Raw genomic sequence first — 23,933 nt, forward strand, 5'->3', positions numbered from 1 at the left:
ATCCAGGCATATTACCATGAAAGATACCATCAAACACACTTATTTAGCAGCAGACTTCGGAGGCGGCAGCGGGCGAATCATCGCCGGCTTTCTTCTCAACGGCAGGCTGGAATTGGAAGAGATATACCGCTTCTCCAACCGGCAGGTCAAACTAGGCAATCATATTTACTGGGACTTCCCGGCTCTGTTCGAAGATATGAAAACCGGACTAAAACTGGCTGCACAAAAAGGATATGCCGTAAAAGGTATTGGTATTGACACTTGGGGAGTGGATTTTGGACTGATTGACAAACATGGAAACCTGTTAGGAAATCCTGTCTGTTACCGGGATGCAAGAACGGAGGGAATGCCGGCAGAAGTATTCAAGTGTATGGATGAACGTCGACATTATGCCGAAACCGGTATTCAGGTGATGCCTATCAATACGCTGTTTCAACTTTACAGTATGAAACAAAATCAAGATGCACAGTTGGAAGTTGCCCGGCAACTTTTATTCATGCCCGATCTCTTCAGTTACTTCCTGACAGGGGTAGCCAATAATGAATATTGCATCGCCTCCACCTCTGAATTACTCAACGCCCAATCACGCAACTGGTCATTCGATACCATACATACTTTAGGTCTTCCCGAGCATCTGTTCGGTGAAATCATTCTTCCCGGAACAATCAGAGGCACTCTAAAAGAGGATATTGCACGCGAAACCGGACTGGGTGCCGTAGACGTTATTGCCGTAGGTTCACATGATACAGCCAGTGCCGTAGCTGCTGTTCCTGCTGCAGAAAGTCCCATCGCTTTCCTTAGTTCCGGCACTTGGTCGTTACTGGGAGTTGAAGTGGACGAACCCATATTGACGGAAGAAGCAAGAAAAGCTCAATTCACCAATGAAGGAGGTGTAGACGGTAAAATCCGTTTCCTCCAGAATATAACAGGATTATGGATTCTGCAACGCTTGATGAGCGAGTGGAAAGCGTGTGGCGAGGAACAAGATTATGATATAATCATCCCGCAAGCAGCTGAAGCCGAGATTGATACAATCATCCCTGTAGACGACACCATATTCATGAATCCGGAAAATATGGAGAACGCGCTTATTCATTATTGCCGGAATCATGCTTTGCAAATTCCCCAAAACAAGGCAGAGACTGTACGATGTGTGCTCCAGTCATTAGCTTTCAGATATCGGCTGGCTGTGGAACAGCTCAACCGCTGCCTCCCTGCTCCAATCCGTCAGTTAAATATCATCGGAGGAGGATCACAAAATAAGTTGCTCAACCAACTGACAGCTGACGAACTCGGTATTCCTGTTTATGCAGGTCCGGTGGAAGCCACTGCAATGGGAAACATTCTTACGCAGGCAATGGCTAAAGGAGAAATTGCCGATCTTCGTGAATTGCGGGAAATTGTCACTCGCAGCGTTACACCACAAGTATATTATCCTAAAAAATAAAGTATATGGAAACATCTAAAACCGGTTATCAGGTTCAATCTTATGACGTTCCCGTCAAACGATATTGCCAAACCCTTGATTTACGCGATTCTCCGGAACTAATCGCCGAATATCGGAAAAGACATAGCCAGGCGGAAGCATGGCCGGAAATTCTTGCCGGTATCCGGGAAGTTGGCATCCTGGAAATGGAAATTTATATCCTGGGACCCCGACTGTTTATGATTGTCGAAACTCCCCTTGATTTTGACTGGGACACGGCAATGGAACGCCTGAACACCCTTCCCCGCCAACAGGAGTGGGAAGAATATATGGCTATCTTCCAACAAGCCGCACCCGGAATGACTTCCGCAGAGAAATGGAAACCGATGGAAAGAATGTTCCATTTGTATAATACTTAAAAAAAATACCAGAAACAACCATGAAACACACCAAGCAGTCCATCCTTTCGAAAGATGGCATCAGTTATCTTATACCTTTTATTCTCATTACCTCCTGTTTTGCGTTATGGGGATTTGCCAATGATATTACCAATCCGATGGTAAAGGCATTCTCTAAAATCTTCCGGATGAGTGCCACCGACGGGGCATTGGTACAGGTTGCCTTCTATGGAGGCTACTTTGCAATGGCTTTCCCGGCTGCCATCTTCATCCGCAAATATTCCTACAAAGCAGGTGTTTTGTTAGGACTGGGTATGTATGCTTTCGGAGCCTTCTTATTCTTCCCCGCCAAAATGACGGGTGAGTACTATCCGTTTCTGATTGCTTATTTTATTCTGACCTGCGGATTATCTTTCCTCGAAACAAGCTGTAATCCGTATATTCTTTCCATGGGAACGGAAGAAACAGCTACCCGGCGATTGAACCTTGCACAGTCTTTCAACCCGATGGGCTCACTTCTCGGAATGTATGTAGCCATGCAATTCATTCAAGCGAAATTGCATCCGATGTGTACCGAAGACCGCGCATTGCTTAACGACAGTGAATTTCAGGCGATCAAAGAAAGCGACCTTAGTGTCCTGATTGCTCCTTATCTTATCATCGGACTGGTTATCGTAGCGATGTTGCTTCTGATACGGTTCGTCAAGATGCCCAAAAATGGAGATCAGAACCATAAAATAGACTTTTTCCCTACACTGAAACGTATTTTCACCCAAACACGTTATCGTGAAGGTGTGATTGCCCAATTCTTTTATGTAGGTGCACAAATTATGTGCTGGACGTTCATCATTCAGTATGGAACCCATTTGTTCATGTCGCAAGGTATGGACGAGAAAAGTGCGGAAGTGTTATCACAGCAATATAATATTGTGGCAATGGTGATATTCTGTATCAGCCGTTTCATCTGTACATTTATTCTGCGCTATCTTAATGCAGGCAAATTATTGATGATTCTCGCTATCTTCGGAGGTATTTTCACTCTAGGAGCTATCTTTCTTCAAAATATCTTCGGACTCTACTGTCTAGTAGCAGTTTCCGCTTGTATGTCACTGATGTTCCCCACTATTTATGGCATTGCCCTGAAAGGCATGGGAGATGATGCGAAGTTCGGAGCTGCCGGCCTCATCATGGCTATCTTAGGAGGCTCTGTTCTTCCCCCGCTACAAGCAAGCATTATTGATATGGGAAAAATTGGCTGGTTGCCAGCTGTCAATGTATCATTCGTTCTGCCGTTTATTTGCTTCCTTGTAATTATCGGCTATGGTTACCGCACAGTGAAAAGAAACTGGTAGAATACATATCTAAAAATAGTGACGGTATCCCGACACGATACTGTCACTATCTCACTCAAATAGTGACGCCATCCAGCAGGGATAGCGTCACTATTTTTTTCCTTTACTTCCAATCATATTGGTGTTCTTCAATCAGAAAGAAGGTTATCTGGATAATGGAAAAATGGTACACCTCTTTCACTCTTTTGCCATCCTACAACAACAAATCGCTAACAAATCATAATTATAATTCACCATCTTTCTCCATAAACACACCAAACGACAACAAACGATTATCGAATATTCATAACATCATCCACTTGTTACAACTTATCAGTATTTTTACTTCGCAGGAACAAATCGTACTTCCTTTTTTATCTATATATGAGAAAATATAAAATGGTACTAATCAGGATATGCATTGATAGTACCGAATATACAACACGCTCTCCTCCATCAATATTTCCACGTGGTAAATAAAAACATTCAATAAACAAAAAATAGATCTATTTATCATTGTTGCTTGGAGGAAGTTCACCATTTCTCAAAGAATGATTCAAACTGTTAGGATTCAAGCTCTTTATATAGACTTTACTTTCAACTATCACTCCTCAAAATATAGATACTTATGAGTTTATAGTTTGAGTTTATGAATATACAACTATGAGATTATAGTTACATTGAATTTACTCTTTTATCCCAAACAAAAGAAATAGGTATATCTCATCTAAGTGGCGCTATTAAAACAAATTAAAATGAAATACTCAATAATAACATCCCCCCTCATTCCCATTGTCATAACTATACCTCTCATTTATCAGTTAAACCTTGTCACACTGTTTATCGCAGGTGGAATTTCAATTTATTGGATTCTGTCTTTCATCATTATACAAAAAGAAAAGAATTTCTTAAGAGAAGGGATTCGACATTTTATAGACTCTTTCGGGAATATCCGCACTCCAATCACATTGATTCATACCCCTCTGAAAACAGCATACAATGATCATTGTCCCAAAAGCGCCAAAAGGGAATTGTTACTGGCGATCCGAAATATAGATTGTCTCAACGAACATTTAACCGGCCTAATGAACTTGAAACAGTTATTCGTTCATTCCGGAAATGTGGACATCGCAGAATATGAATTGGGAAAGTTTATCAGGAACAAAGTCGATTCTTTAAGAGAACATGCCACCAACAATCAGATCAAACTGGAAGTAAAAGCTGAATTCGGGTATGCCAGTGTCTGGTTCGACCAAAGCAAGGTATCTCCAATTGTTGACAAATTCGTAAGAAACGCCATAGACCATGCCGGACAAAAGCAAACAATTATTCTGATTATTTCTATCAACCCCCAAAACTGGCAAATTAAAATAAACGGTTTCAAAAGCAGGAAGTGTTACAAATGCAAAAAACGTCAGCTACTCAAACGAGGAGAAGAACTTGAATATAGTTTTGCTAAAAGTATATTTTATAAGAAACTGTTAAGACTGTGTAAAGGCAAAATTATCATCAATCATTCCCAACATAGTATTCTATTAAGATTTCCTTTGAAATATGCACACAAAAGTATGTCAGAATATACTCCCATACAGTTCTCAATCAGTCAGGAAGAAAAAAAGATCGATTCTCTGTTTTGTAAAGAGAATCATAAAAGAGGGTCAGCCAAACCTACCGTACTCCTTGCCGACAGCAATTCAGACTTCAGATCTTATCTGGAAACACGCTTATCAGAACACTTTACTGTAAAAAGCTTCAGCAACGGCCCGGAAGCCCTGATATACATCAGAGAAGAATACCCGGACATCGTGATTTGTGACATGATGCTGCATGGAATGTATGGAAATGAACTTTCTTCAAGACTTAAAACATCCGGAGAAACCTCCATCATACCTATTATTCTTTACGGCTCATATCTGGATGGAAAACATCGGAACACAAGAGAGGCCTCTTTAGCCGATGTCTTTTTACACACCCCTTTTCATGTAGAAGATTTAAAAATAGAAATGAACGTTCTAATCAAAAACAGTCGTTTCCTTAGAAAATCATTCCTACAAAAAATATTCGGGGAACAATTCTTAAAAGTAAAAGAGAACGAAGTTCTGAATGAAAATAATTATGCATTCATCAATCGTGTGAAGGACTATATTCTAAAAAATATAGATCAGGAAAACTTGACTATTGATGAAGTCGCATCCGAGTTATATATGAGTAGAACTACCTTCTTCAATAAATGGAAATCACTGACAGGAGAAGCTCCTAAATATTTTATATACCGGATTCGCATGGAAAAAGCCCGTGAATTGCTAGAAAGCGGGAAATATTCTGTAAATGTGATTCCGGAAATGATAGGATTGAAGAATCTAAAAAACTTCCGTCAAAAATACAAAGAGTATTTTGGAATAACGCCAAGTGAATCCATTACGAAAAAACAATAATATGCCAAGTCTGTTATCTGCTGAAGGTGTGTCATAATGAATAATAAAACGCAGATTAACGCAAATTATCGCAGAAATAATTTTATAAGTCGTTGATTAATATATCAATATAATTGAAATAATCTGCGATAATTTGCGTTAATCTGCGTTTTGACTCTCAACAGCGTTCGTACAAAAAATGTTCTATTTTTATTTCTTTATGCAGTATTTCACAAATACCGGCATTTACTCTATGTACGTACACCTTAATTTTGAAAATTAATAATCTAATTTAAAACAGTATGAAAATTATAACTGAAATAAAAAAAGCTTGTTGTTTTAATCGTTTTGCTTTCCTAGTAATGTCATTAGGCCTGATAGCCACTTTTACAGCATGTAGTAGTGATGACGATTCTGATATTCCCGTATATTCACTTAAAGATGTGGAAGGTAATTATTCCGGTAATATGCTAACAGAAACTGCTCCATCCGTCAATCCACAAAACTATTCCTCCAAAGAAGAACAGCCGCAAGGAGCCACAGTTACCGCTGAAGTTAAGGACAATCAGATTATGATAAAAAAACTTCCGGTTGACGATCTGATCAAAAGTATCGTCGGTGATGAAATAGGTGAAGTTATCATTGAGACTTTAGGCGATATCGATTACAACATTCCTTATACCGCTGCCTTTAATGATGATAGCAAAGGCTCCATTCTACTTCAACTAAAACCTGAACCTTTGGAAATAAAATACACGATCCCTACCCAAGTACAAACAGAGGGAGAGGAAGCTCCTCAAATTACTGTAAAAGTAACCATAGAAGCGGAAGAAAAGGGTCAATATACATATAATGATAAAAAACTCTCCTTTGTAATCAAAGCCACCCAAGTGGAAGTAGAAGGAGAGCCGTTTGAAAACTTCTCGGCTACCACATTCAGTTTCGACATGGTCAAAAAGTAACTGATCGGATAAACTTTCCCACGTATTTTTATTAGGATGGGAATTGCTCAAAAAGAGTATGCCTGCACATAGCGCGCATACTCTTTTTTTATACCTTTGCGAAATAACCAACGACATGAAAATGACTACAACTGAAAACATCCGGAAAGAATTACAAGCATCAGTAGATTCTAAATATCAGGAATTTCATTCTTCCCTCCTCCCGGGAGCAAACAATATTCTCGGCGTACGCATCCCCCAACTGCGGACAATGGCCAAAGAAATTATTAAGAAAGAAGACTGGCATACATTTGTCGAATCAACTGATACGATTTATTATGAAGAAACAATGCTTCAGGGAATGATTATCGGACTGGCAAAAATGGAACTTGAAGAACAAATGAAATACGTAACGATGTTCGTTCCTCGCATAGATAATTGGGCTGTATGTGACATATTCTGCAGTGAACTGAAAACTGCCGTGAAAAGAGGAAAAGAAAACGTATGGCAATTTATCCAACCCTATCTGAAATCCTCTAAAGAATTTGAAATACGTTTCGGAATTGTGATGCTTTTCCATTATGTAGATGACGCGCATATTGATTCGTTACTGAAATATGCCGACTCATTCAATCACAACGCCTATTATGCACGCATGGCTATGGCATGGATGATATCATTGTGTTTTATCAAATTTCCCCAAAAGACAATGGAGTATCTGAAACATAGCACACTGGATAACTGGACTTACAACAAGGCACTGCAAAAAACAATCGAGTCATTCCGGGTAGATAAGGACACCAAGGACATTCTCCGAGAAATGAAAAGACGATAAATACCAAGCACGGCGAAATCCTGCTATCAGCATTCTGTTCACCGTGCTTCTTATTTCTTACCGTAGATACCGCTTTTATTTTCCACCTAATTTATTTTTTGTTTGCAATCCGGAGAAACACTAATTCCTCCTGACCTTTTTCCTTCTACTTCTACGTCTTTGTTGTTTCTGACGGTTATAACGCTGCCACTTCTTATAAATCATCCAACCACTCATCAATGCAACAACGACGAAAATAAGAATAGTGATACCCACTCCCAAATTATCTCCTTTAATACGCGACCAAATATCAAGAACTTCTTTTGTCTTATCGCCAAAATCACGAATCATGGCACATCGTTCCACCACTTTACGATCCGGATATTGTATTTTATCAATCTGTACGCTGTCTGCGCCCGGTCCAAAAAAGTAACTTAAATCGGAATAATAATGAAGAGTAGTGTCTATTTTCTCTTCTAGTATTTCGGGAGTGGCTATAGAACTTACATATCCGCAGAAATCCATATTACGCAAGGCAATATCCGGACGGCACATAAAGTTAATAAAATAACTAGCCGCTTCCGGATTTCTGGCATATTTCGGGATCACCCAACCGTCATACCAGATATTACTTCCTTCTTCGGGAACTTCATAATCCAAATCCACTCCTACCGCATTGGCCTCTTCAATCGCCCAGATTGCATCACCGCTCCAAGTCATATTCAGCCAAGCTTTATTTTTCGTCATCATTTCCTTGCCAAAGTCCGCTTCCCAGCCAGCAATGTTCGGTTTCAAGGCTTTTAAGTATTTTTCAGCCAACTCCATCGCACGTGGAGAATAGTCGTTCATCAACTCTTCCACTGTTACCGTTCCCTCCTTCAGTTCCTTTGCATGCGCATAGATCACGGCTGTTCCATAAGCATCACGATAACTATCCTTCATCAGGATCTTTCCGGCATACTTTTTATTCCAAAGGCAATCCCAGGACAGAGCTACCGAATCGGGCACATAAGCCCGGTTATACAGAATACCTGCCGTCCCCCACATATAACATACAGCATAGCGACTGGCTTTTTCACCTGGCTGACTCAATTTATTAATCTGCTTACGAATAAATGGAGCCACATTATTCATGTAATTGGGAGAATGTGCGAAATTCGTGTCGATAGGTAGCAACAAATGCTTCTTCAGCATACGCTCGATGATGTATTCCGAAGGACAAACAACATCAAAATCTTCATGCCCCTTTTCAATCTTCGTCAACATGATTTCGTTGATATCGAATGTCTGGTAAACGATACGGATGTTTTCACCGGTCTGTTCTTTATAATATGCCTGGAAATCCTCAAGTACACCTTCACCGATGTAATCCGCCCAGTTGTAGATTTTAAGAACCCGCTCACGAGGTTCACCGGAATTATAACACCCGGTCAAAGCCAATAAGAGCAGGATAGCAGGAATTATTCTTTTCATATTATTTACGTAGTAGCACATTTGATAGTCTATTAATCTTTTTTCTTCGTTTTTCCTGCCCGGTAATTGATTACAACCAATAACGCCAGTACCACGACAAAAATGATAGCCGAAAGCGGACGAAGTTCCGGGGTCAAACCTCCCTTGCGGGCATCGGCGTAAATATAGGTAGAAAGCGTTTCCAAACCTTGGTTACCGATAGTGAATACAGTAACGGCAAAATCATCAATGGAGAGTGTCAGTGCAAGCATAAAGCCGCTAATCATTCCCGGACGAATCTCCGGAATAATGACTTTCCATAAAGCCTGCATAGGAGTAGCTCCCAGGTCGAGGGCAGCTTCATAAATATTCGGATTCATCTGCTTCAAACGGGGCAATACACTCAAAACAACGTACGGGGTACAAAAAGTAATATGAGCAAGCACTACGGTTGTGTAGCCTTGTGTGATCCCCAGAGATACAAACAAAAGAAACAAGGATATACCGGTGATAATATCGCCGTTCAGAATAGGAATACTGTTCACAAATCCGATCGCTTTGCGTGAACGGGCTTTCAGATTGAATATACCGATAGCAGCGATGCTTCCTAATAACGTAGATGCCGTTGCAGCGAGTAGAGCGATAGTGATCGTATTAATCAATGCATTCATCAAAGAATGATGAGCGCCGGTAGTGAATAACGAAGAATAAAGTTTGGTAGAAAATCCCGTCCAGTTACCCAACACTTTCGCCTCTGTAAATGAGTAGATCACAATAATCACGATCGGAGAATAAAGCAAGAGCAGCAATATCCACAAATAAGTCTGTGCAAATATCTTCTTTACCATAGCCCGCCTCCTTCATTTGAGTTTTCCTTATCATCGGTGCTGAACAGGGAAGTAGCAGCTATCAATAGCAACATGATGAGCGAAAGTGCCGCTCCATAGTTCCACATACTGTTATTGATATTTTCCTGAATCGTCGTACCAAAGAGTTTGATGTTATTCATCGTCAGCAACTCGGCAATGGCAAATGTCGATATAGTCGGCATGAACACCATCATGATACCACTCATCACCCCCGGCATGGAAAGCGGAAGGACTGCTTTCAGAAAGACTTGCACAGGATTGGCTCCCAAGTCTTGCGCCGCCTCGATATAGCTATGATCCATCTTCTGCAAAGTGTTGTAGATAGGATAAATCATGAAAGGGATAAAGTTGTATACCATACCGAATATCAACGCTCCCTCGCCCAACGGCACACTGAAAAAGTCGAATAAGGCAACAGTGGCAAGGGTACGCACCAGAATATTTACCCACATCGGCAAAATAAACAGTACGACCATCGTCTTGGAACGGTTCAGCTTGCTGTTACTCAATATCCAGGCAGCAGGATAACCCAGTAAAATACAAACAAGGGTGGTAATAATGGCAATACCAATCGAATAGACAAAGGTATTGATTGCTTCGGGATGTTCGAAGAACTTCTGAAAATTGGCGAGTGTCAAATGACCGCTATCATCGGTAAAGGCATATACGACAATTAAGAACAACGGTATAATCACAAAGATCGCCGAAAAAATAATGTAAGGGAGAGTCCAACTCTTACGTGATGACAAAAAGACTATAAACCTCTTATTCACTTCCTTTCCTGTTAATCGGTTATTTTAACTATACGAATAGCATCTGGAGGGATGGTAATACCTACACGGTCACCATCGTCCCATACATCGTTCGTATCTACAAATACATTCTCGTCCCAATCTGACAATACAGTCAGATGATAATGGTCACCCTTGTAAAGGATGAATTTCACCTCACCCGTCAGCGTTCCGTCTTCTTCATTATCCTGAAGAATTACTTTATCAAAGTCTACTTCCACTTTGACATTCGTATCGAAAGCGATTCCTTCCACCGGAACACATTCAAAGTTACAGCCCAAGAATTCCACATGAGTAGCATCCAGCAATTTTCCTTCGAATGTATTGCAAACACGCTCTTTCTTCATGATATGAATATCGAAAGGTTTCACCAACAGACCAACTTCAGCCCCTACTTCAAAATGATGGTAATCCTGCACCAAGAATTCATATCCGCCGCACAACACCGTCATTTCATAATGCACTCCTTTAAAAATAGAAGTCTCCACCACTCCTACCAACTGTGCCATTTCCGAAACGGGGAAAATATAAAGATCCTCCGGACGAATGACTACGTCCACCGGAACATTCTCGCCAAATCCTTCATCCACACATTCAAACTCCGTACCGCAAAAACGTACGAGTTTATCATGAATCATGGTACCGTTGAGGATATTGCTTTCTCCGATAAAGTCCGCAACAAAAGCATTGATAGGTTCATTATAAATATCAATCGGCGTACCGATCTGCTGAATCTTTCCTTCACTCATCACGACAATCGTGTCACTTAACGTAAGTGCCTCCTCCTGATCGTGAGTGACGTACACAAACGTGATTCCCAAAGATTTATGCATTTCTTTGAGCTCCATTTGCATATCCTTACGCATTTTCAGATCGAGCGCTGCCAGCGGTTCATCCAACAACAACACTTCCGGCTCATTCACGATGGCGCGGGCAATAGCTACACGTTGTTGCTGACCACCGGAAAGAGAATCCACATCGCGGTATTCATAATCCGTCATGCCTACCATTTTCAAAGCAGCTTTCACCTTCTTCTCAATGGTCTGTTTCGGTGTTTTTTTCAGTTTCAGGCCGAAAGCGATGTTATCATACACATTCAAGTGCGGGAACAAGGCATATTTCTGGAATACCGTATTCACCGGACGCTTATGGGGAGGAGTTTGTGTTATTTCCATCCCCGAAATTCGGATTTCGCCTTCCGAAGCTGTCTGAAAACCAGCAATGAGACGCAACAACGTGGTTTTACCGCAACCGGAAGGACCAAGAATAGTCACAAACTCGCCCTTTTTCACGTTCAGAGTCACATCATCCAATGCTGTTTTATCGCCAAAGTACTTCGATACATGGCTCACCTCAATGATGGATTTATCTTCTTGCATATTCATACTAAAGTTTGGGCTGCAAAGGTACACATTTCTGCGGTTTCCACCTACGTGTTAATCTAATATAACAGTGTTTTTCGATGCCCGACAGAAAAAAAATCTATCTTTGCATAAATATTTATTCACCAATTTTACAAAAGCATGAAAAAGTTTACTTATTTAGTTATTGCAACGGCAGCGTTAAGCATGGTAGCTTGTACTGGCGGAAACAAAGCCGGATACACTATTACAGGTACAGTAGAAGGTGCAAGCGATGGTGACACCGTTTATCTTCAGGAAGCCAATGGTAGAAATCTGACCAAACTAGATACAGCCGTTATCACCAAAGGTACTTTTACCTTTGAAGGCACACAAGATTCTGTGGTTAGCCGTTATGTCACTTGTGAAGTGAACGGAGAACCGTTGATGATCGACTTCTTCCTGGAAAACGGAAAAATCAACGTTGCCCTGACCAAGAATAATGACGCTGTTACCGGTACTCCCAACAACGATGCATACCAGGAAATCAGAGCTCAAATCAATGACATCAGCAAAAAAATGAATGCCATTTATGAGGCAATGGGCGACACATCTTTAAGTGATGAGCAGAAAGAGGCCAAACAAAAAGAAGGTGCTCAGCTGGAAGAACAATATGACAAAGCAATTAAAGAAGGCGTACAGAAGAATATCACCAACCCGGTTGGAGTATTCTTGTTTAAACAAACTTTCTACAATAACTCTACGGACGAAAACGAAGCTTTGTTGCAACAAATTCCTGCAAATTTCCAGAATGACGAAACAATCGTAAGAATCAAAGAGATGACTGACAAGCAGAAAAAGACTGCTGTAGGCACTCAATTTGTTGATTTCGAAATGCAGACTCCGGAAGGAAAGACAGTGAAGTTGTCTGATTATGTGGGTAAGGGAAAAGTGGTATTGGTTGACTTCTGGGCTAGCTGGTGCGGTCCTTGCCGTCGTGAAATGCCGAACCTGGTAGAAACATACGCTAAGTACAAAGGCAAAAACTTCGAAATCGTAGGTGTATCTCTCGATCAGGATGGTGCTGCATGGAAAGAAGCAATTAAGAAGCTAGACATGACTTGGCCGCAAATGTCCGACCTAAAATTCTGGCAAAGTGAAGGTGCACAGCTTTATGCTGTAAACAGCATTCCTCACACTGTATTGATCGACGGTAGCGGTAAGATTATTGCTCGCGGTCTGCACGGAGAAGAGCTTCAAGCTAAAATAGCAGAAGCTGTAAAATAACAAATCCAAAGAAAGGCTTTTCCAAAGGCCTTGAAATTTATACAAGGCTGTCTCAAATATAAAATGAGACAGTCTTTTTTATTTGCAAGACTTTACGACCCACTCTCCAAACAGATAAAAAATTCAGCCCCTGTCATTCTCAAAGAATACAGGGGCTGAATGTATGTATGAAAGTGAGGGAGATATACTCCCCTACTTTTACTTAAGCAATTAGATAAACCAACGTACGTAGCAGAAGTCCTGACGGTGTGGAAGTTCCGGATTCTTCGGGAACATACGGTAAGACACCTTGAAACTACCTGCATTTGACAAGCTGTGTTTAACCTGGAATGTATACAAGTCGCCTTCTTTCTTGACTACACTGAACGGTTCTACAGAGTAAACATGTTGTTTTCCGTCTGCAGTTGTGTAAGTAGTAACCAATTCAAGTCCCACTGCATCATTCAAGCCTTTTTCATCGATAACGTAAGTAATAGTATATTCTTTTCCGCTTTCGATATCACCATTCTTCAGCTCTTCTACCTTGTCACAAGATACGATTTCAATAGAATCCCATTTAGCAACCACATCTTCTTTCCAAGCTGCGATTTCTTTTGCTTTTGCATTATCGTTAGCAGCCAAAGTCTGGAAACGTTTTGCCAGTTTACAATAGAACTTGCTATAGTAATCATCCAACTGACGCTTCATGGTATAATGAGGAGCAATCTGTGCGATAGAATTCTTCACCACTTTGATCCAGCCTTCAGAATATCCCTTCTTATTACGTGCATAATACAACGGAAGGATTTCAGTTTCAAGAATACTGTAAATAGTAGCAGCATCCAGCTGATCCTGATGTTCCTGATTCTGGTAAGTACGTTTTTCAGTCAACGCCCAACCTGCACCTTCACGGTAACCTTCCAGCCACCATCCGTCTAATACGGAGAAATTGACAACACCGTTCATCAAAGCTTTTTCACCTGATGTACCGGATGCTTCCAACGGACGAGTCGGAGTATTCAACCAGATATCAACGCCGGAAACCAGACGACGAGCCAGTTGCATATCGTAATTCTCGAGGAAGATAATCTTACCCAGGAATTCCGGACGACGAGAGATTTCAATGATACGCTTAATCAAGCCCTGGCCTGCTCCATCGTGCGGGTGAGCTTTACCTGTAAACAGGAATTGTACCGGATAATCAGGATTGTTCACGATCTTAGAAAGACGATCCAAGTCGGTGAACAACAAGTGTGCACGTTTGTAAGTAGCAAAACGACGGCCGAAACCAATCAACAATGCGTTCGGATTGATCTTATCCATCAGTGAAACGATACGAGAAGGATCTCCCTGGTTCTTCAACCATGTATCGCGGAATGACTTACGGATATAGTCAACCAACTTATTCTTCATAGTCATACGAGTCTTCCAAATCTCTTCATCGGGCACATTGTAGATAGCTTCCCAAATCTTAGGATTAGACTGATCGAACCAGAAGTTTTCGTTGAAATATTTAAAGTATAATTCTTTCCATTCTGTTGCACTCCAAGTTGGGAAGTGAACACCATTCGTTACATATCCTACGTGGCTTTCTTCCGGGAAATAACCTTTCCAGATAGAAGAGAACATTTCTTGAGAAACTTTTCCGTGCAGCCAGCTTACACCGTTCACTTCCTGTGAAGTGTTGCAAGCAAAAACAGACATACAGAAACGTTCGCCCTTGTCGCCCGGATTGTTACGTCCAAGATCCATCAAGTCATCCCATGAGATACCCATTCTGGAAGGATAACCACCCATATATTTGCCGAACAAACCTTCGTCAAAATAGTCGTGACCTGCAGGCACCGGAGTATGAACAGTATAAAGAGAAGAAGCGCGAACCAACTCAATAGCCTGGTCGAAAGTCAATCCAGTAGCTACATAGTCGCAGATACGCTGAACATTAATCAATGCAGCATGTCCTTCATTACAGTGATAAACATCTTTCTTGATACCCAGAGCTTTCAGAGTCAGGATACCACCGATACCCAACAAGATTTCCTGTTTCAAACGGTTTTCCCAGTCGCCACCATAAAGCTGGTGAGTGATAGGACGGTCGAATTCACTGTTCATTTCATTATCCGTATCAAGCAGATACAAAGAAATACGTCCAACGTTTACACGCCATACGTTTGCATGAACAAAATAATCAAGATAAGGAACATCAACTATCAACGGCTGACCATTGGCATCCATTACGCGTTCAATAGGAAGTTGACCGAAGTTCTGTGCCTCGTAGTTGGCAATCTGCTGTCCATCCATAGACAACGTTTGAGTAAAGTAACCGTAACGATACAAGAAACCTACCGCACACAAATCAACATTGCTGTCGGAGGCCTCTTTCAGATAGTCACCAGCCAATACGCCCAGACCACCGGAATATATTTTCAGGACGCTGCTCAAGCCATATTCCATGCTGAAATAAGCTATAGATGGGCGTTGCTCATCCGGCTTCACATCCATGTAATCTCTGAATTTCGTATAAACTTCATTCATTCTTCTTAGAATCACCTTGTCTTTTGCCAGCGCTTCCAGCTTCTCATAGCTCATACGTTCCAACAACAGTACTGGATTCTGTCCACATTCTTTCCAAAGTTCCGGATCTAGATCTCTAAACAGTTCAGTCGCTTCAAAATTCCATGCCCACCAAATGTTGCGTGCGATTTCAGACAACTTCTCCAACTCTTCCGGTATACGTGATTTCACAGTAACCTCTTTCCAGTTGGGAGTATTCACATTACTAACTTTGATTTTCATAATGTTTTCGTTTACTTATTGATAAATAATTTCTTCCTTAACTCAACTGACGTATCCTTGCCTTACGCAAAGCGATATCATAAGCTTCATAATAATATTGTATAAAGTGCTTCCATAAAGCCTGCTCTGCAACTTCAGCAGCACGCTTACGGATTTCCTTCACCTCTTTCTCTGTCTTATCCGCAAACAACGTAATCGTATCTTTGATACCATCCGCCACTTCCGAATAATTATAGTCCGAACGATGCAGCACTTCTACTCCATCATTAATGCCATGCTGGTTCTTCAGGCTGTTTACCCAGAGTCCGAATCCTGCCAGATCCGTAGTGATTGTCGGCACATGGAAAGCTACACTTTCCAGCGGAGTATATCCCCACGGTTCGTAATAAGAAGCATAAACACTCAAATCCTGCCCCAGCAATATATCATAATATTCTTTATTCATGATGCCATCACGACCATCCAGATAACAAGGAACAAAAATCACCTTTACCTTATCTTCCGGACGATTGCCCATTCCCAGATATTTCAACATGTCCAACACCTGGTCATGAGTCATATTATGCAGCCAATGAGTGATAAACGGTACTTCGAGGGGAGTGTCGAACTTATCTTTGCTCTTCAAACGTGCCTGCAAATCCTCGCGAGGCTCTCCCACCCAACCGGGTACATTGATGAATGCCAATACATTCTTATGCAGTTTCTTATCCCTGTTCAAGCGGTTTAATGATTCCAAGAAAACATCAATACCTTTATTCTTAAACTCATATCGCCCACTGGTTCCGACAATTAACGTATCATCATCCAGATTTGTTCCCAATAATTTATTGGCAACATTGAGCATCAAGGTACGTGCACGCTTACGCTTACCGGTAAATGTACTTCCTTTCGGCACAAAATCATCTTCAAAACCGTTCATCAGAACAACATCTGCCGGTTTATCCAGTAATTCCTTGCATTCATTATTGGTTATTTCACTCACCGTAGTAAAACAGTCTACATAATGTGCAGTCTGTTTCTCAATCGAGTGTTTCGATTGCATGTTCAGCTCCTGCGCCATCTGGTCGCCATTATAAGCAAACAGATAGTCATACAACGGCTTATGGTTACCGGCAATGGAACGACCGATAGACGTAGCATGGGTCGTAAAAATAGTAGCAACCTCCGGCACAGCTTCTTGTACATAAAGTGCTCCCATTCCAGTCATCCATTCATGTGCCTGATATACCACCTTATCCGTTTCCGTCAAGTTGTAGCGATAGAAACTCTCCACCACTCTTCCTGCGGCATAGGAAAACATAGAAGCCTCGTCGTAATCGCCATAGGCGTGCAACGAATCTACTTGATAACGATTCCACATTTCTGTGTATATATCGTCTTTTTTTTCAAAAAAAGGTTGGAAATCAACAAGAATGACTATGGGTTCACCGGGGATATTCCATCGTCCCACACGGACAGAAAGTTCGTCTTTCTCAAGCGCATGCTCTTTCCAGGCAGCACATAGGTTATCCGACTCGATGAATAGAGGGTTCTCTTTTCCTTGCCACACATCAGGACCTATGAAGAAAATTCTGTCGCGGAATTTTTCCTGTAATGTATTCGCCCGTGTCGACAAGACGGTATATATCCCTCCCACTTTATTACATACTTCCCAGCTGGACTCGAAGATATAATCGGGGGTTAATAAATCTTTTACCATATAATATATTAAAACTCTTTTTAGTATGCGAGTGCAAAAGTACACATTATTCTTTGAAAAATAATACTTTATACAAAAAATATGAGTTAAGAAGAAGAAAGAAACGTTGTCCTACAATGAAAAAAGAATATCCCCTTGCATATGCAAAGCTACATATACAAGGGGATTGAAAGTCCTTTATAGGAAATATTCTTGCTAAAAATTATGCAACGAGTGCGCTACCAATCAAGAAGGTTGCAGCCAAAGCAACGATTGCATAGAGTTCGGGGAATACGGCAAGGATCAACGTATTGCTAAATACATTGTGTCCCTGGCCGATCGCTGCGATACCATTTGCACAAACTTGTCCCTGGCGGATAGCGGAGAATAAAGCAACCAATCCCAGAGCAATACCTGCACCAAGCACTGCTGATGCCTGGATAGGTGTAATTTCAGGAGTCAAAATACCGAAGATTGTCTGAAACATGAAATAACCTGCAAAACCATAAAGACCCTGTGTACCCGGAAGAGCTGTCAATACCAGGAAGTTACCGAATGCGCTATCATTCTTCTTCAATGCTCCGATAGCAGCATTACCTGCAATAGTTACTCCGTAAGCACTACCGATGCCCGACAAACCAACCATAATCGCGATGCCAATGTAGGCGATAAACAAATTCATTTCCATAATCTTATTCTATTTTTTATTGTTTAATTCTTAAAATATTAATTCTCAATTTCTAATTTTTTATCTTCTAATTTTCAATTTCTGAACGGTTTGTACTCTTTGCCGCCTCCTTCATATCCGGAGTTCTTGAAGAACTCAACGAACGTCAGACGCATCGGGTGAACCATTGCACCCAGCACATTCATAAAGATATTGATGGCATGACCGATAACGAAAATCAGTACCATAACAATCGGGCCTGCTATTACATTATCCGGACTCATACCTACTGCCAGGCTGTTGAATACTCCCGCCAAAATACCTCCGGAAAGTCCGAGGGCAAACAGACGAACGTAAGACAATACATCGCCAAGCAAACCGGTGACCATATTATATGAATCCCATAATCCCAGTCCGATATTCAGGAAAACATTCTTTCCCGGACTGTTATAAAGGAAAATCATAGCAGCCGAAACACCCAGAATAACCAAATGTACTGTACTTCCCATCGGCATTACCTCCGGCAACAAAGCCGAAACTGCCATGGAAACCAGCAGGATGATCCATCCGATAGTTGCCACTGCATATTTGAAACCAAACTGAATGGTCTGATTCACCGCCTTCAACACCATACCGAATAGTATCTGAATAGCTCCCAATATCAACGATAATTGGAACATATCATTGTTATCCATCAAGACGGCATGTTTCAGACGTTGAACAATCGGCCAGTTCAAATCGTAGATATTCGCTCCGAAGAACGTACCTGTCAGCAAACCGCAGAAGAATGTTGAAACAGCCAATACCTGTATCAATGAAATGATCGACTTCATCGACGGAGTCACTTTCTTCGCCATCAACCGATAGGCCGTAGCTCCCAGGAACAGGAACACCCCATATCCGGAATCTCCCAGACAAAGTCCGAAAAAGACCATAAAGAACGGGGCAAAGAACGGAGTCAAGTCCAATTCATTATACTTCGGAAGCATATACAACTTACAGATCGGTTCGAACCAGGCAAAGAATCCCTTATTATTCAATCGAATAGGAACATTATCGCCCGGCATCGGATCGGTAATCTCATAATATACATGTGCGTCATTCAAGTAAGCCTCTATTTCCACTTGACTGAATGCAGGTGCCCATCCTTCAATTAACATCAGTTTGTCACCGGCAGTCTGTTCGGAACTTAACACCACCTTAGAGAACTCAATCTGGCTTTGCAGCTCTTTCAGAGCAGCCTTCAAGGAAGGAATTTCCGTTTCGGAAAGCGTAACCAGCTTCTTTTCATTCTCTTCAACGGCCTGTTCGGTCGTATTGTAAAGCGTTTCAAGGTGTGCCAAAGAGTATGCAGGTAATTTCGCCTGTTCTACATCCAAATCCACTTCCTGCCCGCCTTTCGTCAGAGTCACGAAGAATACTTTAGAAGAGATGCGGTTCACAATCATTGCATTGTATTCCGTTTCCCACTCTTCCTTGTAATTTCCTTCCGAACAGCTATAAAAACCGATTACATAACCGGCATTTTTCAGCTTCTGAACATTGTCCGGTTCAAAGTTGCCCCAGGCTTCCAGCGCTTCTTTCTCTTTGGCATAGCTTTGCAACTGCTGCGACAGCTTTCCATGCTCTGTTTGCAGGGCATCCACTTCGTCCAGCACTTGCATACCACGGGCAGCCGTTCCGCCTTCCGTAGCAATTACGGCATTCTTTTCATGCTTCTGATTCTGAAGCAACTTCAAGGTAGCCGCCAAGCGATTGGAAAGACGAATATTCTCCTGCAACTCCGTGTTATCGGCAGCCCCCTGTTGTTTCTCCACAATATGGACTACCCCAAGTTCACGCAGACTGTTCAGGAATTCTTCATACTCTTTGTGATAAACCAGGAATGTGAGTTTCTTCATTTTTGTAATCATGCCTCTACCTCCTTCCTTTTTTCTTGATGGGACTTCATGATCTTTTGCGAAGATTTCGACAAGTTTTCTTCATCTTCCATGAATCGTTTGATCTTTCGCAATGCATCCTGATAGCCCGGTATCTGCACCTTCTCAAAAAGGTTCACCTTTTGAGTGGTCTTTTTCCTTGCATGTTCTAACAAGTTCAGCTTGGCGAGCATAAATTCACGTTCAATTGCCGTATGAGCCAGCTCTTCCAATAGATGGATACCGTCGGCATACCATTTGGGAGCATTAAACATACTGTACGGACGTATCTCGAATTCTACATTTTCGAGCAACGGTACGCGCACACCCGCAATCTTTTTCACGCCAAGATGAACATCATTCACCTTTATTAATGAAGCGTCAAACTCATTCCAAAGGGCGAACATGGCTTCATAGGCTTGAATTTGTTGTTCCAGCCTATCCTCCAGATCGGCAGCTTCCGTTTTACAGCGTTTCACTTCCATGCGGAGGGCGCTTTCCTTATTCTTAATAATAGGAAGCGTACGCACCCGCACTTTCAGTTGCTTTTCGAGCTGCTGAAGAGAGGTTTTGTTATATTGAAACTTTATAGCCATCTCGTTGATTTACTAATTTAACAATTTACGATCAGACGATTGAAATTACTTCTTATAAACATATATAATCCGTCCACTATCATCCTAATAGCAAATCGTCTAATTGTCTAATTATTTTGTTTCGGCCAGTATTGATCCACCAAGTCTTTCTTGATATTCACTTCTTCCGGACGGAAATATTTACCGAACAAGCCCCAGGCAACGTCCAGCATTTCAGTAGTATCAAGATTGACATCAATAGCCAACAACTGATTGGAATAGTCCTTCGCAAAAGCCAACGTACGTTCGTCGTAGTTGGTCAGGTCGAAACCATTTTCCATCTTCGTCTTAGCGTTAGCGGCATCGGCATACAGACGTACAGCGGCATTCATCACTTGCGGATGGTCCTTACGTGTCTTCTTACCGGTTACCAGCTGTTTCAAACGAGACAATGAACGGAACGGGTCAACAATTACCTTACCGATATCACTATCACGACGCAGGAACAACTGACCTTCAGTGATGTAACCCGTATTATCAGGCACAGCGTGCGTAATATCTCCACCGGACAAAGTAGTCACCGCAATAATAGTGATTGAACCGCCGGAAGGGAACTGCACTGCCTTTTCGTAAATCTTTGCCAAATCCGAGTAAAGCGATCCCGGCATAGAGTCTTTCGAAGGAATCTGGTCCATACGGTTAGATACGATTGCCAACGCATCCGCATAGCTCGTCATATCCGTCAATAGTACCAGCACTTTCTCATTATTATTTACTGCAAAATACTCTGCAGCAGTCAATGCCATGTCCGGAATCAACAAACGTTCTACCGGAGGATTTTCGGTCGTATTCATGAAACTCACAATACGGTCCAGCGCACCTGCATTAGAGAACACATTCTTAAAGTACAGGTAGTCGTCATTCGTCATACCCATACCTCCGAGGATAATCTTATCCGTTTCAGCACGTAAAGCTACGTTTGCCATTACCTGATTAAAAGGCTGGTCGGGGTCGGCGAAGAACGGAATCTTCTGACCCGATACCAGTGTATTGTTCAAGTCGATACCGGCAATACCCGTTGCAATCAGTTCCGACGGCTGTTTACGTCGAACCGGGTTCACAGACGGACCGCCAATTTCCACTTCCTGTCCTTCAATGTCCGGACCTCCATCAATCGGATCACCGAAAGCGTTGAAGAAACGTCCGGCCAGCTGCTCACTCACTTTCAATGTAGGCGATTTGCCGAGGAATACTACTTCGGCATTGGTCGGAATACCCTCCGTACCTTCAAATACCTGCAAAGTGACATCGTCACCGGCAATCTTAACCACCTGTGCCAGTTTACCGTCCACAGTGGCAAGCTCGTCATACCCTACTCCTGTCGCTTTCAGCGAACAAGTAGCCTTGGTAATCTGAGTAATCTTGGTATATATCTTTTGAAAAGCTTTTGTTGCCATCTTTGATAATTAAAATTATAAATTAAAGATTATGAATTGACACTTCTTTCGGCAATCAATTCCTTCAGTTGTTTCTGGAATCCTTCATACTGTTCCGATTTAAACTTCGAGTAGTTCATCTGCTTACAGACATTAATCATCTTCTTGAAGTAATCCATTACTTCGTTGAAGTTATCAAAGTCAAATTCCGTATGACAGATGTCGATTATCATGTTCAGAATATCTTCCTGACGTTCCATCGGAGTTACCGCATCAATTTCATCAAAAGCATCCTGTTGCAGAATAACAAAGTCAATCAATTCTGATTTCCAGAAAATCACATGATATTCTACCGGTACACCATCATCACCGAGGATATTGATCTGTTCGGCAATTTCCTTACCGCGCTGTAAACGGGTTTTCAGTTCGTTTACCTTTCCAATCCATTCATCGTTGATATGACCTTTGATATACTCCTCAAATTCCGGGTATTCGATATATTTTGAATAAGAATCAATCGGATTCACTGCCGGATAACGTTTCTTATCCGCACGATCCTGCTCCAAAGCATAAAAACAACGAGCTACTTTCTTCGTATTTTCAGTCACCGGCTCCTTCAAGTTACCACCCGCAGGAGATACCGTACCAATAAACGTAATAGAACCCGTTTCGTCATTACTTAGTTTTACATATCCCGCACGACCGTAGAAGTTGGAGATAATAGCCGAAATATCCATCGGGAAAGCATCCGGCCCAGGCAATTCTTCCATACGGTTGGACATCTCACGCAAAGCCTGTGCCCAACGGGAAGTAGAATCCGCCATCAACAAGACTTTCAATCCCATGGAACGGTAATATTCCGCCAGTGTCATTGCTGTATATACAGATGCTTCACGGGCAGCTACCGGCATGTTGGAAGTATTCGCAATGATGATAGTACGTTCCATCAACTTACGTCCCGTATGCGGGTCTACCAGTTCGGGGAACTCGGTAAAGATTTCCACCACCTCATTAGCACGTTCACCACAAGCCGCAATGATAACGATATCCGCTTCCGCCTGTTTAGAGATAGCGTGCTGAAGCACTGTTTTACCAGTACCGAACGGACCGGGGATAAATCCCGTACCACCTTCCACAATCGGATTCAGCGTATCAATCACACGTACACCAGTCTCCAACAATTTGAAAGGACGCGGTTTCTCCTTATAATTCGTCATCGCACGTTTCACGGGCCATCTCTGAATCATAGTCACAGGAATATCATTTCCTTCTTCGTCTGTCAGGATAGCAATTGTATCTTCTATCTTATAATCACCTTCCGGCATGATTGTTTTTACGGTAGCCGTTCCTTTCATAGTGAACGGAGCCATAATTTTCAACGGCTGGAAGTTTTCATCCACCTGTCCCAACCATGCAGAAGCCTGCACTTTGTCGCCTACATTCGCCAAGGGTACAAAGTGCCATACACGTTCTTTATCCAACGGATATGTATATTGTCCTCTTTTGAGGAAAACTCCATCCATCTTGTCGAGGTCATTTTGCAGACCATCATAGTTTTTCGATAGCATACCCGGGCCTAATGTCACCTCAAGCATGTGTCCTGTAAATTCGGCTTCGGCGCCCACTTTCAGTCCACGTGTGCTTTCAAACACCTGGACATATACATGTGAACCTACAACCTTAATCACCTCCGCCATCAACTTATCGCCACCGGTCGAGATATAACAAATCTCATTCTGAGCTACCGGTCCATCAACGACGAGGGTCACCATGTTGGCAATAACGCCACTAACAGTTCCTTTTGTTGCCATATATTTTTT

Annotated in this window: 18 protein-coding genes; 7 read left to right on the forward strand and 11 right to left on the reverse strand. The window is 41.9% G+C overall.

From position 1 onward, the window contains the following. Nucleotides 1–16 precede the first annotated feature (16 nt). The 6 genes from H8796_RS20815 (at nucleotide 17) to H8796_RS20840 (ending at nucleotide 7,345) form a co-directional block, all read left to right on the forward strand. A complete protein-coding gene (locus H8796_RS20815; RefSeq protein WP_117935826.1) occupies nucleotides 17–1,447 on the forward strand; it encodes a rhamnulokinase family protein in 1,431 nt (476 codons plus the stop codon). A gap of 5 nt (nucleotides 1,448–1,452) precedes the next feature. After that, the gene (locus H8796_RS20820) at nucleotides 1,453–1,845 is read left to right on the forward strand and encodes an L-rhamnose mutarotase (protein ID WP_117935828.1); all 393 of its coding nucleotides are present in this window, start codon (nucleotides 1,453–1,455) and stop codon (nucleotides 1,843–1,845) included. A gap of 20 nt (nucleotides 1,846–1,865) precedes the next feature. Beyond that, nucleotides 1,866–3,176, forward strand: coding sequence for an L-fucose:H+ symporter permease (gene fucP, locus H8796_RS20825; RefSeq protein ID WP_117935830.1), 1,311 nt, complete (start codon nucleotides 1,866–1,868; stop codon nucleotides 3,174–3,176). 734 nt (nucleotides 3,177–3,910) lie between these two features. After that, nucleotides 3,911–5,590: a response regulator transcription factor gene (locus H8796_RS20830; RefSeq protein WP_117935832.1), complete on the forward strand. Its 1,680-nt coding sequence runs from the start codon at nucleotides 3,911–3,913 to the stop codon at nucleotides 5,588–5,590. Between the two features lie 281 nt (nucleotides 5,591–5,871). After that, nucleotides 5,872–6,531, forward strand: coding sequence for a DUF4840 domain-containing protein (locus H8796_RS20835; protein WP_117935834.1), 660 nt, complete (start codon nucleotides 5,872–5,874; stop codon nucleotides 6,529–6,531). Between the two features lie 121 nt (nucleotides 6,532–6,652). After that, complete coding sequence (locus H8796_RS20840) at nucleotides 6,653–7,345, forward strand: DNA alkylation repair protein (protein ID WP_187344004.1); 693 nt, start codon at nucleotides 6,653–6,655, stop codon at nucleotides 7,343–7,345. 120 nt (nucleotides 7,346–7,465) lie between these two features. On the opposite strand, the gene H8796_RS20845 is transcribed toward H8796_RS20840, so the two are convergent. The 4 genes from H8796_RS20845 to potA are packed head-to-tail and all read right to left on the reverse strand — an operon-like array spanning nucleotide 7,466 to nucleotide 11,821. Beyond that, nucleotides 7,466–8,797 (reverse strand): ABC transporter substrate-binding protein, encoded by a 1,332-nt coding sequence (locus H8796_RS20845; RefSeq protein WP_008776543.1) that lies wholly within the window; start codon nucleotides 8,795–8,797, stop codon nucleotides 7,466–7,468. A gap of 32 nt (nucleotides 8,798–8,829) precedes the next feature. Then, nucleotides 8,830–9,624 carry an ABC transporter permease gene (locus tag H8796_RS20850; RefSeq protein ID WP_004297655.1) on the reverse strand — a complete coding sequence of 265 codons (795 nt, stop codon included), beginning with the start codon at nucleotides 9,622–9,624 and terminating at the stop codon, nucleotides 8,830–8,832. Then, the gene (locus H8796_RS20855; protein ID WP_004308090.1) at nucleotides 9,618–10,418 is read right to left on the reverse strand and encodes an ABC transporter permease; all 801 of its coding nucleotides are present in this window, start codon (nucleotides 10,416–10,418) and stop codon (nucleotides 9,618–9,620) included. The genes H8796_RS20850 and H8796_RS20855 overlap by 7 nt, the downstream gene beginning before the upstream one ends. An 11-nt stretch (nucleotides 10,419–10,429) precedes the next feature. Continuing rightward, a complete protein-coding gene (potA, locus tag H8796_RS20860) occupies nucleotides 10,430–11,821 on the reverse strand; it encodes a polyamine ABC transporter ATP-binding protein (RefSeq protein ID WP_117935838.1) in 1,392 nt (463 codons plus the stop codon). Between the two features lie 138 nt (nucleotides 11,822–11,959). On the opposite strand from potA, the gene H8796_RS20865 reads away from it, so the two are divergent. Then, nucleotides 11,960–13,063 (forward strand): TlpA disulfide reductase family protein, encoded by a 1,104-nt coding sequence (locus tag H8796_RS20865; protein ID WP_117935840.1) that lies wholly within the window; start codon nucleotides 11,960–11,962, stop codon nucleotides 13,061–13,063. Nucleotides 13,064–13,273: 210 nt separating this feature from the next. On the opposite strand, the gene H8796_RS20870 is transcribed toward H8796_RS20865, so the two are convergent. The 7 genes from H8796_RS20870 to H8796_RS20900 form a co-directional block, all read right to left on the reverse strand. Further along, a complete protein-coding gene (locus H8796_RS20870) occupies nucleotides 13,274–15,838 on the reverse strand; it encodes a glycosyltransferase family 1 protein (protein WP_004297649.1) in 2,565 nt (854 codons plus the stop codon). A gap of 37 nt (nucleotides 15,839–15,875) precedes the next feature. Next, nucleotides 15,876–17,537, reverse strand: a complete 1,662-nt coding sequence (locus tag H8796_RS20875) for a glycogen/starch synthase (protein WP_117935842.1) — start codon at nucleotides 17,535–17,537, stop codon at nucleotides 15,876–15,878. Between the two features lie 202 nt (nucleotides 17,538–17,739). Continuing rightward, a complete protein-coding gene (locus H8796_RS20880; protein WP_004297644.1) occupies nucleotides 17,740–18,204 on the reverse strand; it encodes a V-type ATP synthase subunit K in 465 nt (154 codons plus the stop codon). A 74-nt stretch (nucleotides 18,205–18,278) separates the two neighbouring features. After that, entirely contained in the window at nucleotides 18,279–20,096 is a 1,818-nt protein-coding gene (locus H8796_RS20885) for a V-type ATP synthase subunit I (RefSeq protein ID WP_117935843.1), read from the reverse strand. Next, nucleotides 20,093–20,698 carry a V-type ATP synthase subunit D gene (locus H8796_RS20890; protein ID WP_004297640.1) on the reverse strand — a complete coding sequence of 202 codons (606 nt, stop codon included), beginning with the start codon at nucleotides 20,696–20,698 and terminating at the stop codon, nucleotides 20,093–20,095. Before H8796_RS20890 ends, H8796_RS20885 begins: the two co-directional genes overlap by 4 nt. 107 nt (nucleotides 20,699–20,805) lie before the next feature. Next, on the reverse strand, nucleotides 20,806–22,134 hold the full coding sequence (locus H8796_RS20895) for a V-type ATP synthase subunit B (RefSeq protein ID WP_004297639.1): 1,329 nt from the start codon (nucleotides 22,132–22,134) through the stop codon (nucleotides 20,806–20,808). 29 nt (nucleotides 22,135–22,163) lie between these two features. After that, on the reverse strand, nucleotides 22,164–23,924 hold the full coding sequence (locus H8796_RS20900; protein WP_004303858.1) for a V-type ATP synthase subunit A: 1,761 nt from the start codon (nucleotides 23,922–23,924) through the stop codon (nucleotides 22,164–22,166). Nucleotides 23,925–23,933: the final 9 nt, after the last annotated feature.

It is taken from the genome of Bacteroides sp. M10 (assembly GCF_014334015.1).
GTDB classification, from domain to species: Bacteria; Bacteroidota; Bacteroidia; order Bacteroidales; family Bacteroidaceae; genus Bacteroides; species Bacteroides intestinigallinarum.

What these genes read in the sequence shown, in the direction of transcription:
- H8796_RS20815 (WP_117935826.1), top strand. Translation starts at nt 17, where the DNA reads ATGAAAGATACCATCAAACACACTTATTTAGCAGCAGACTTCGGAGGC.
- H8796_RS20820 (WP_117935828.1), top strand. Translation starts at nt 1,453, where the DNA reads ATGGAAACATCTAAAACCGGTTATCAGGTTCAATCTTATGACGTTCCC.
- fucP (WP_117935830.1), top strand. Translation starts at nt 1,866, where the DNA reads ATGAAACACACCAAGCAGTCCATCCTTTCGAAAGATGGCATCAGTTAT.
- H8796_RS20830 (WP_117935832.1), top strand. Translation starts at nt 3,911, where the DNA reads ATGAAATACTCAATAATAACATCCCCCCTCATTCCCATTGTCATAACT.
- H8796_RS20835 (WP_117935834.1), top strand. Translation starts at nt 5,872, where the DNA reads ATGAAAATTATAACTGAAATAAAAAAAGCTTGTTGTTTTAATCGTTTT.
- H8796_RS20840 (WP_187344004.1), top strand. Translation starts at nt 6,653, where the DNA reads ATGACTACAACTGAAAACATCCGGAAAGAATTACAAGCATCAGTAGAT.
- H8796_RS20845 (WP_008776543.1), bottom strand. Translation starts at nt 8,797, where the DNA reads ATGAAAAGAATAATTCCTGCTATCCTGCTCTTATTGGCTTTGACCGGG.
- H8796_RS20850 (WP_004297655.1), bottom strand. Translation starts at nt 9,624, where the DNA reads ATGGTAAAGAAGATATTTGCACAGACTTATTTGTGGATATTGCTGCTC.
- potA (WP_117935838.1), bottom strand. Translation starts at nt 11,821, where the DNA reads ATGAATATGCAAGAAGATAAATCCATCATTGAGGTGAGCCATGTATCG.
- H8796_RS20865 (WP_117935840.1), top strand. Translation starts at nt 11,960, where the DNA reads ATGAAAAAGTTTACTTATTTAGTTATTGCAACGGCAGCGTTAAGCATG.
- H8796_RS20870 (WP_004297649.1), bottom strand. Translation starts at nt 15,838, where the DNA reads ATGAAAATCAAAGTTAGTAATGTGAATACTCCCAACTGGAAAGAGGTT.
- H8796_RS20875 (WP_117935842.1), bottom strand. Translation starts at nt 17,537, where the DNA reads ATGGTAAAAGATTTATTAACCCCCGATTATATCTTCGAGTCCAGCTGG.
- H8796_RS20880 (WP_004297644.1), bottom strand. Translation starts at nt 18,204, where the DNA reads ATGGAAATGAATTTGTTTATCGCCTACATTGGCATCGCGATTATGGTT.
- H8796_RS20885 (WP_117935843.1), bottom strand. Translation starts at nt 20,096, where the DNA reads ATGATTACAAAAATGAAGAAACTCACATTCCTGGTTTATCACAAAGAG.
- H8796_RS20890 (WP_004297640.1), bottom strand. Translation starts at nt 20,698, where the DNA reads ATGGCTATAAAGTTTCAATATAACAAAACCTCTCTTCAGCAGCTCGAA.
- H8796_RS20895 (WP_004297639.1), bottom strand. Translation starts at nt 22,134, where the DNA reads ATGGCAACAAAAGCTTTTCAAAAGATATATACCAAGATTACTCAGATT.
- H8796_RS20900 (WP_004303858.1), bottom strand. Translation starts at nt 23,924, where the DNA reads ATGGCAACAAAAGGAACTGTTAGTGGCGTTATTGCCAACATGGTGACC.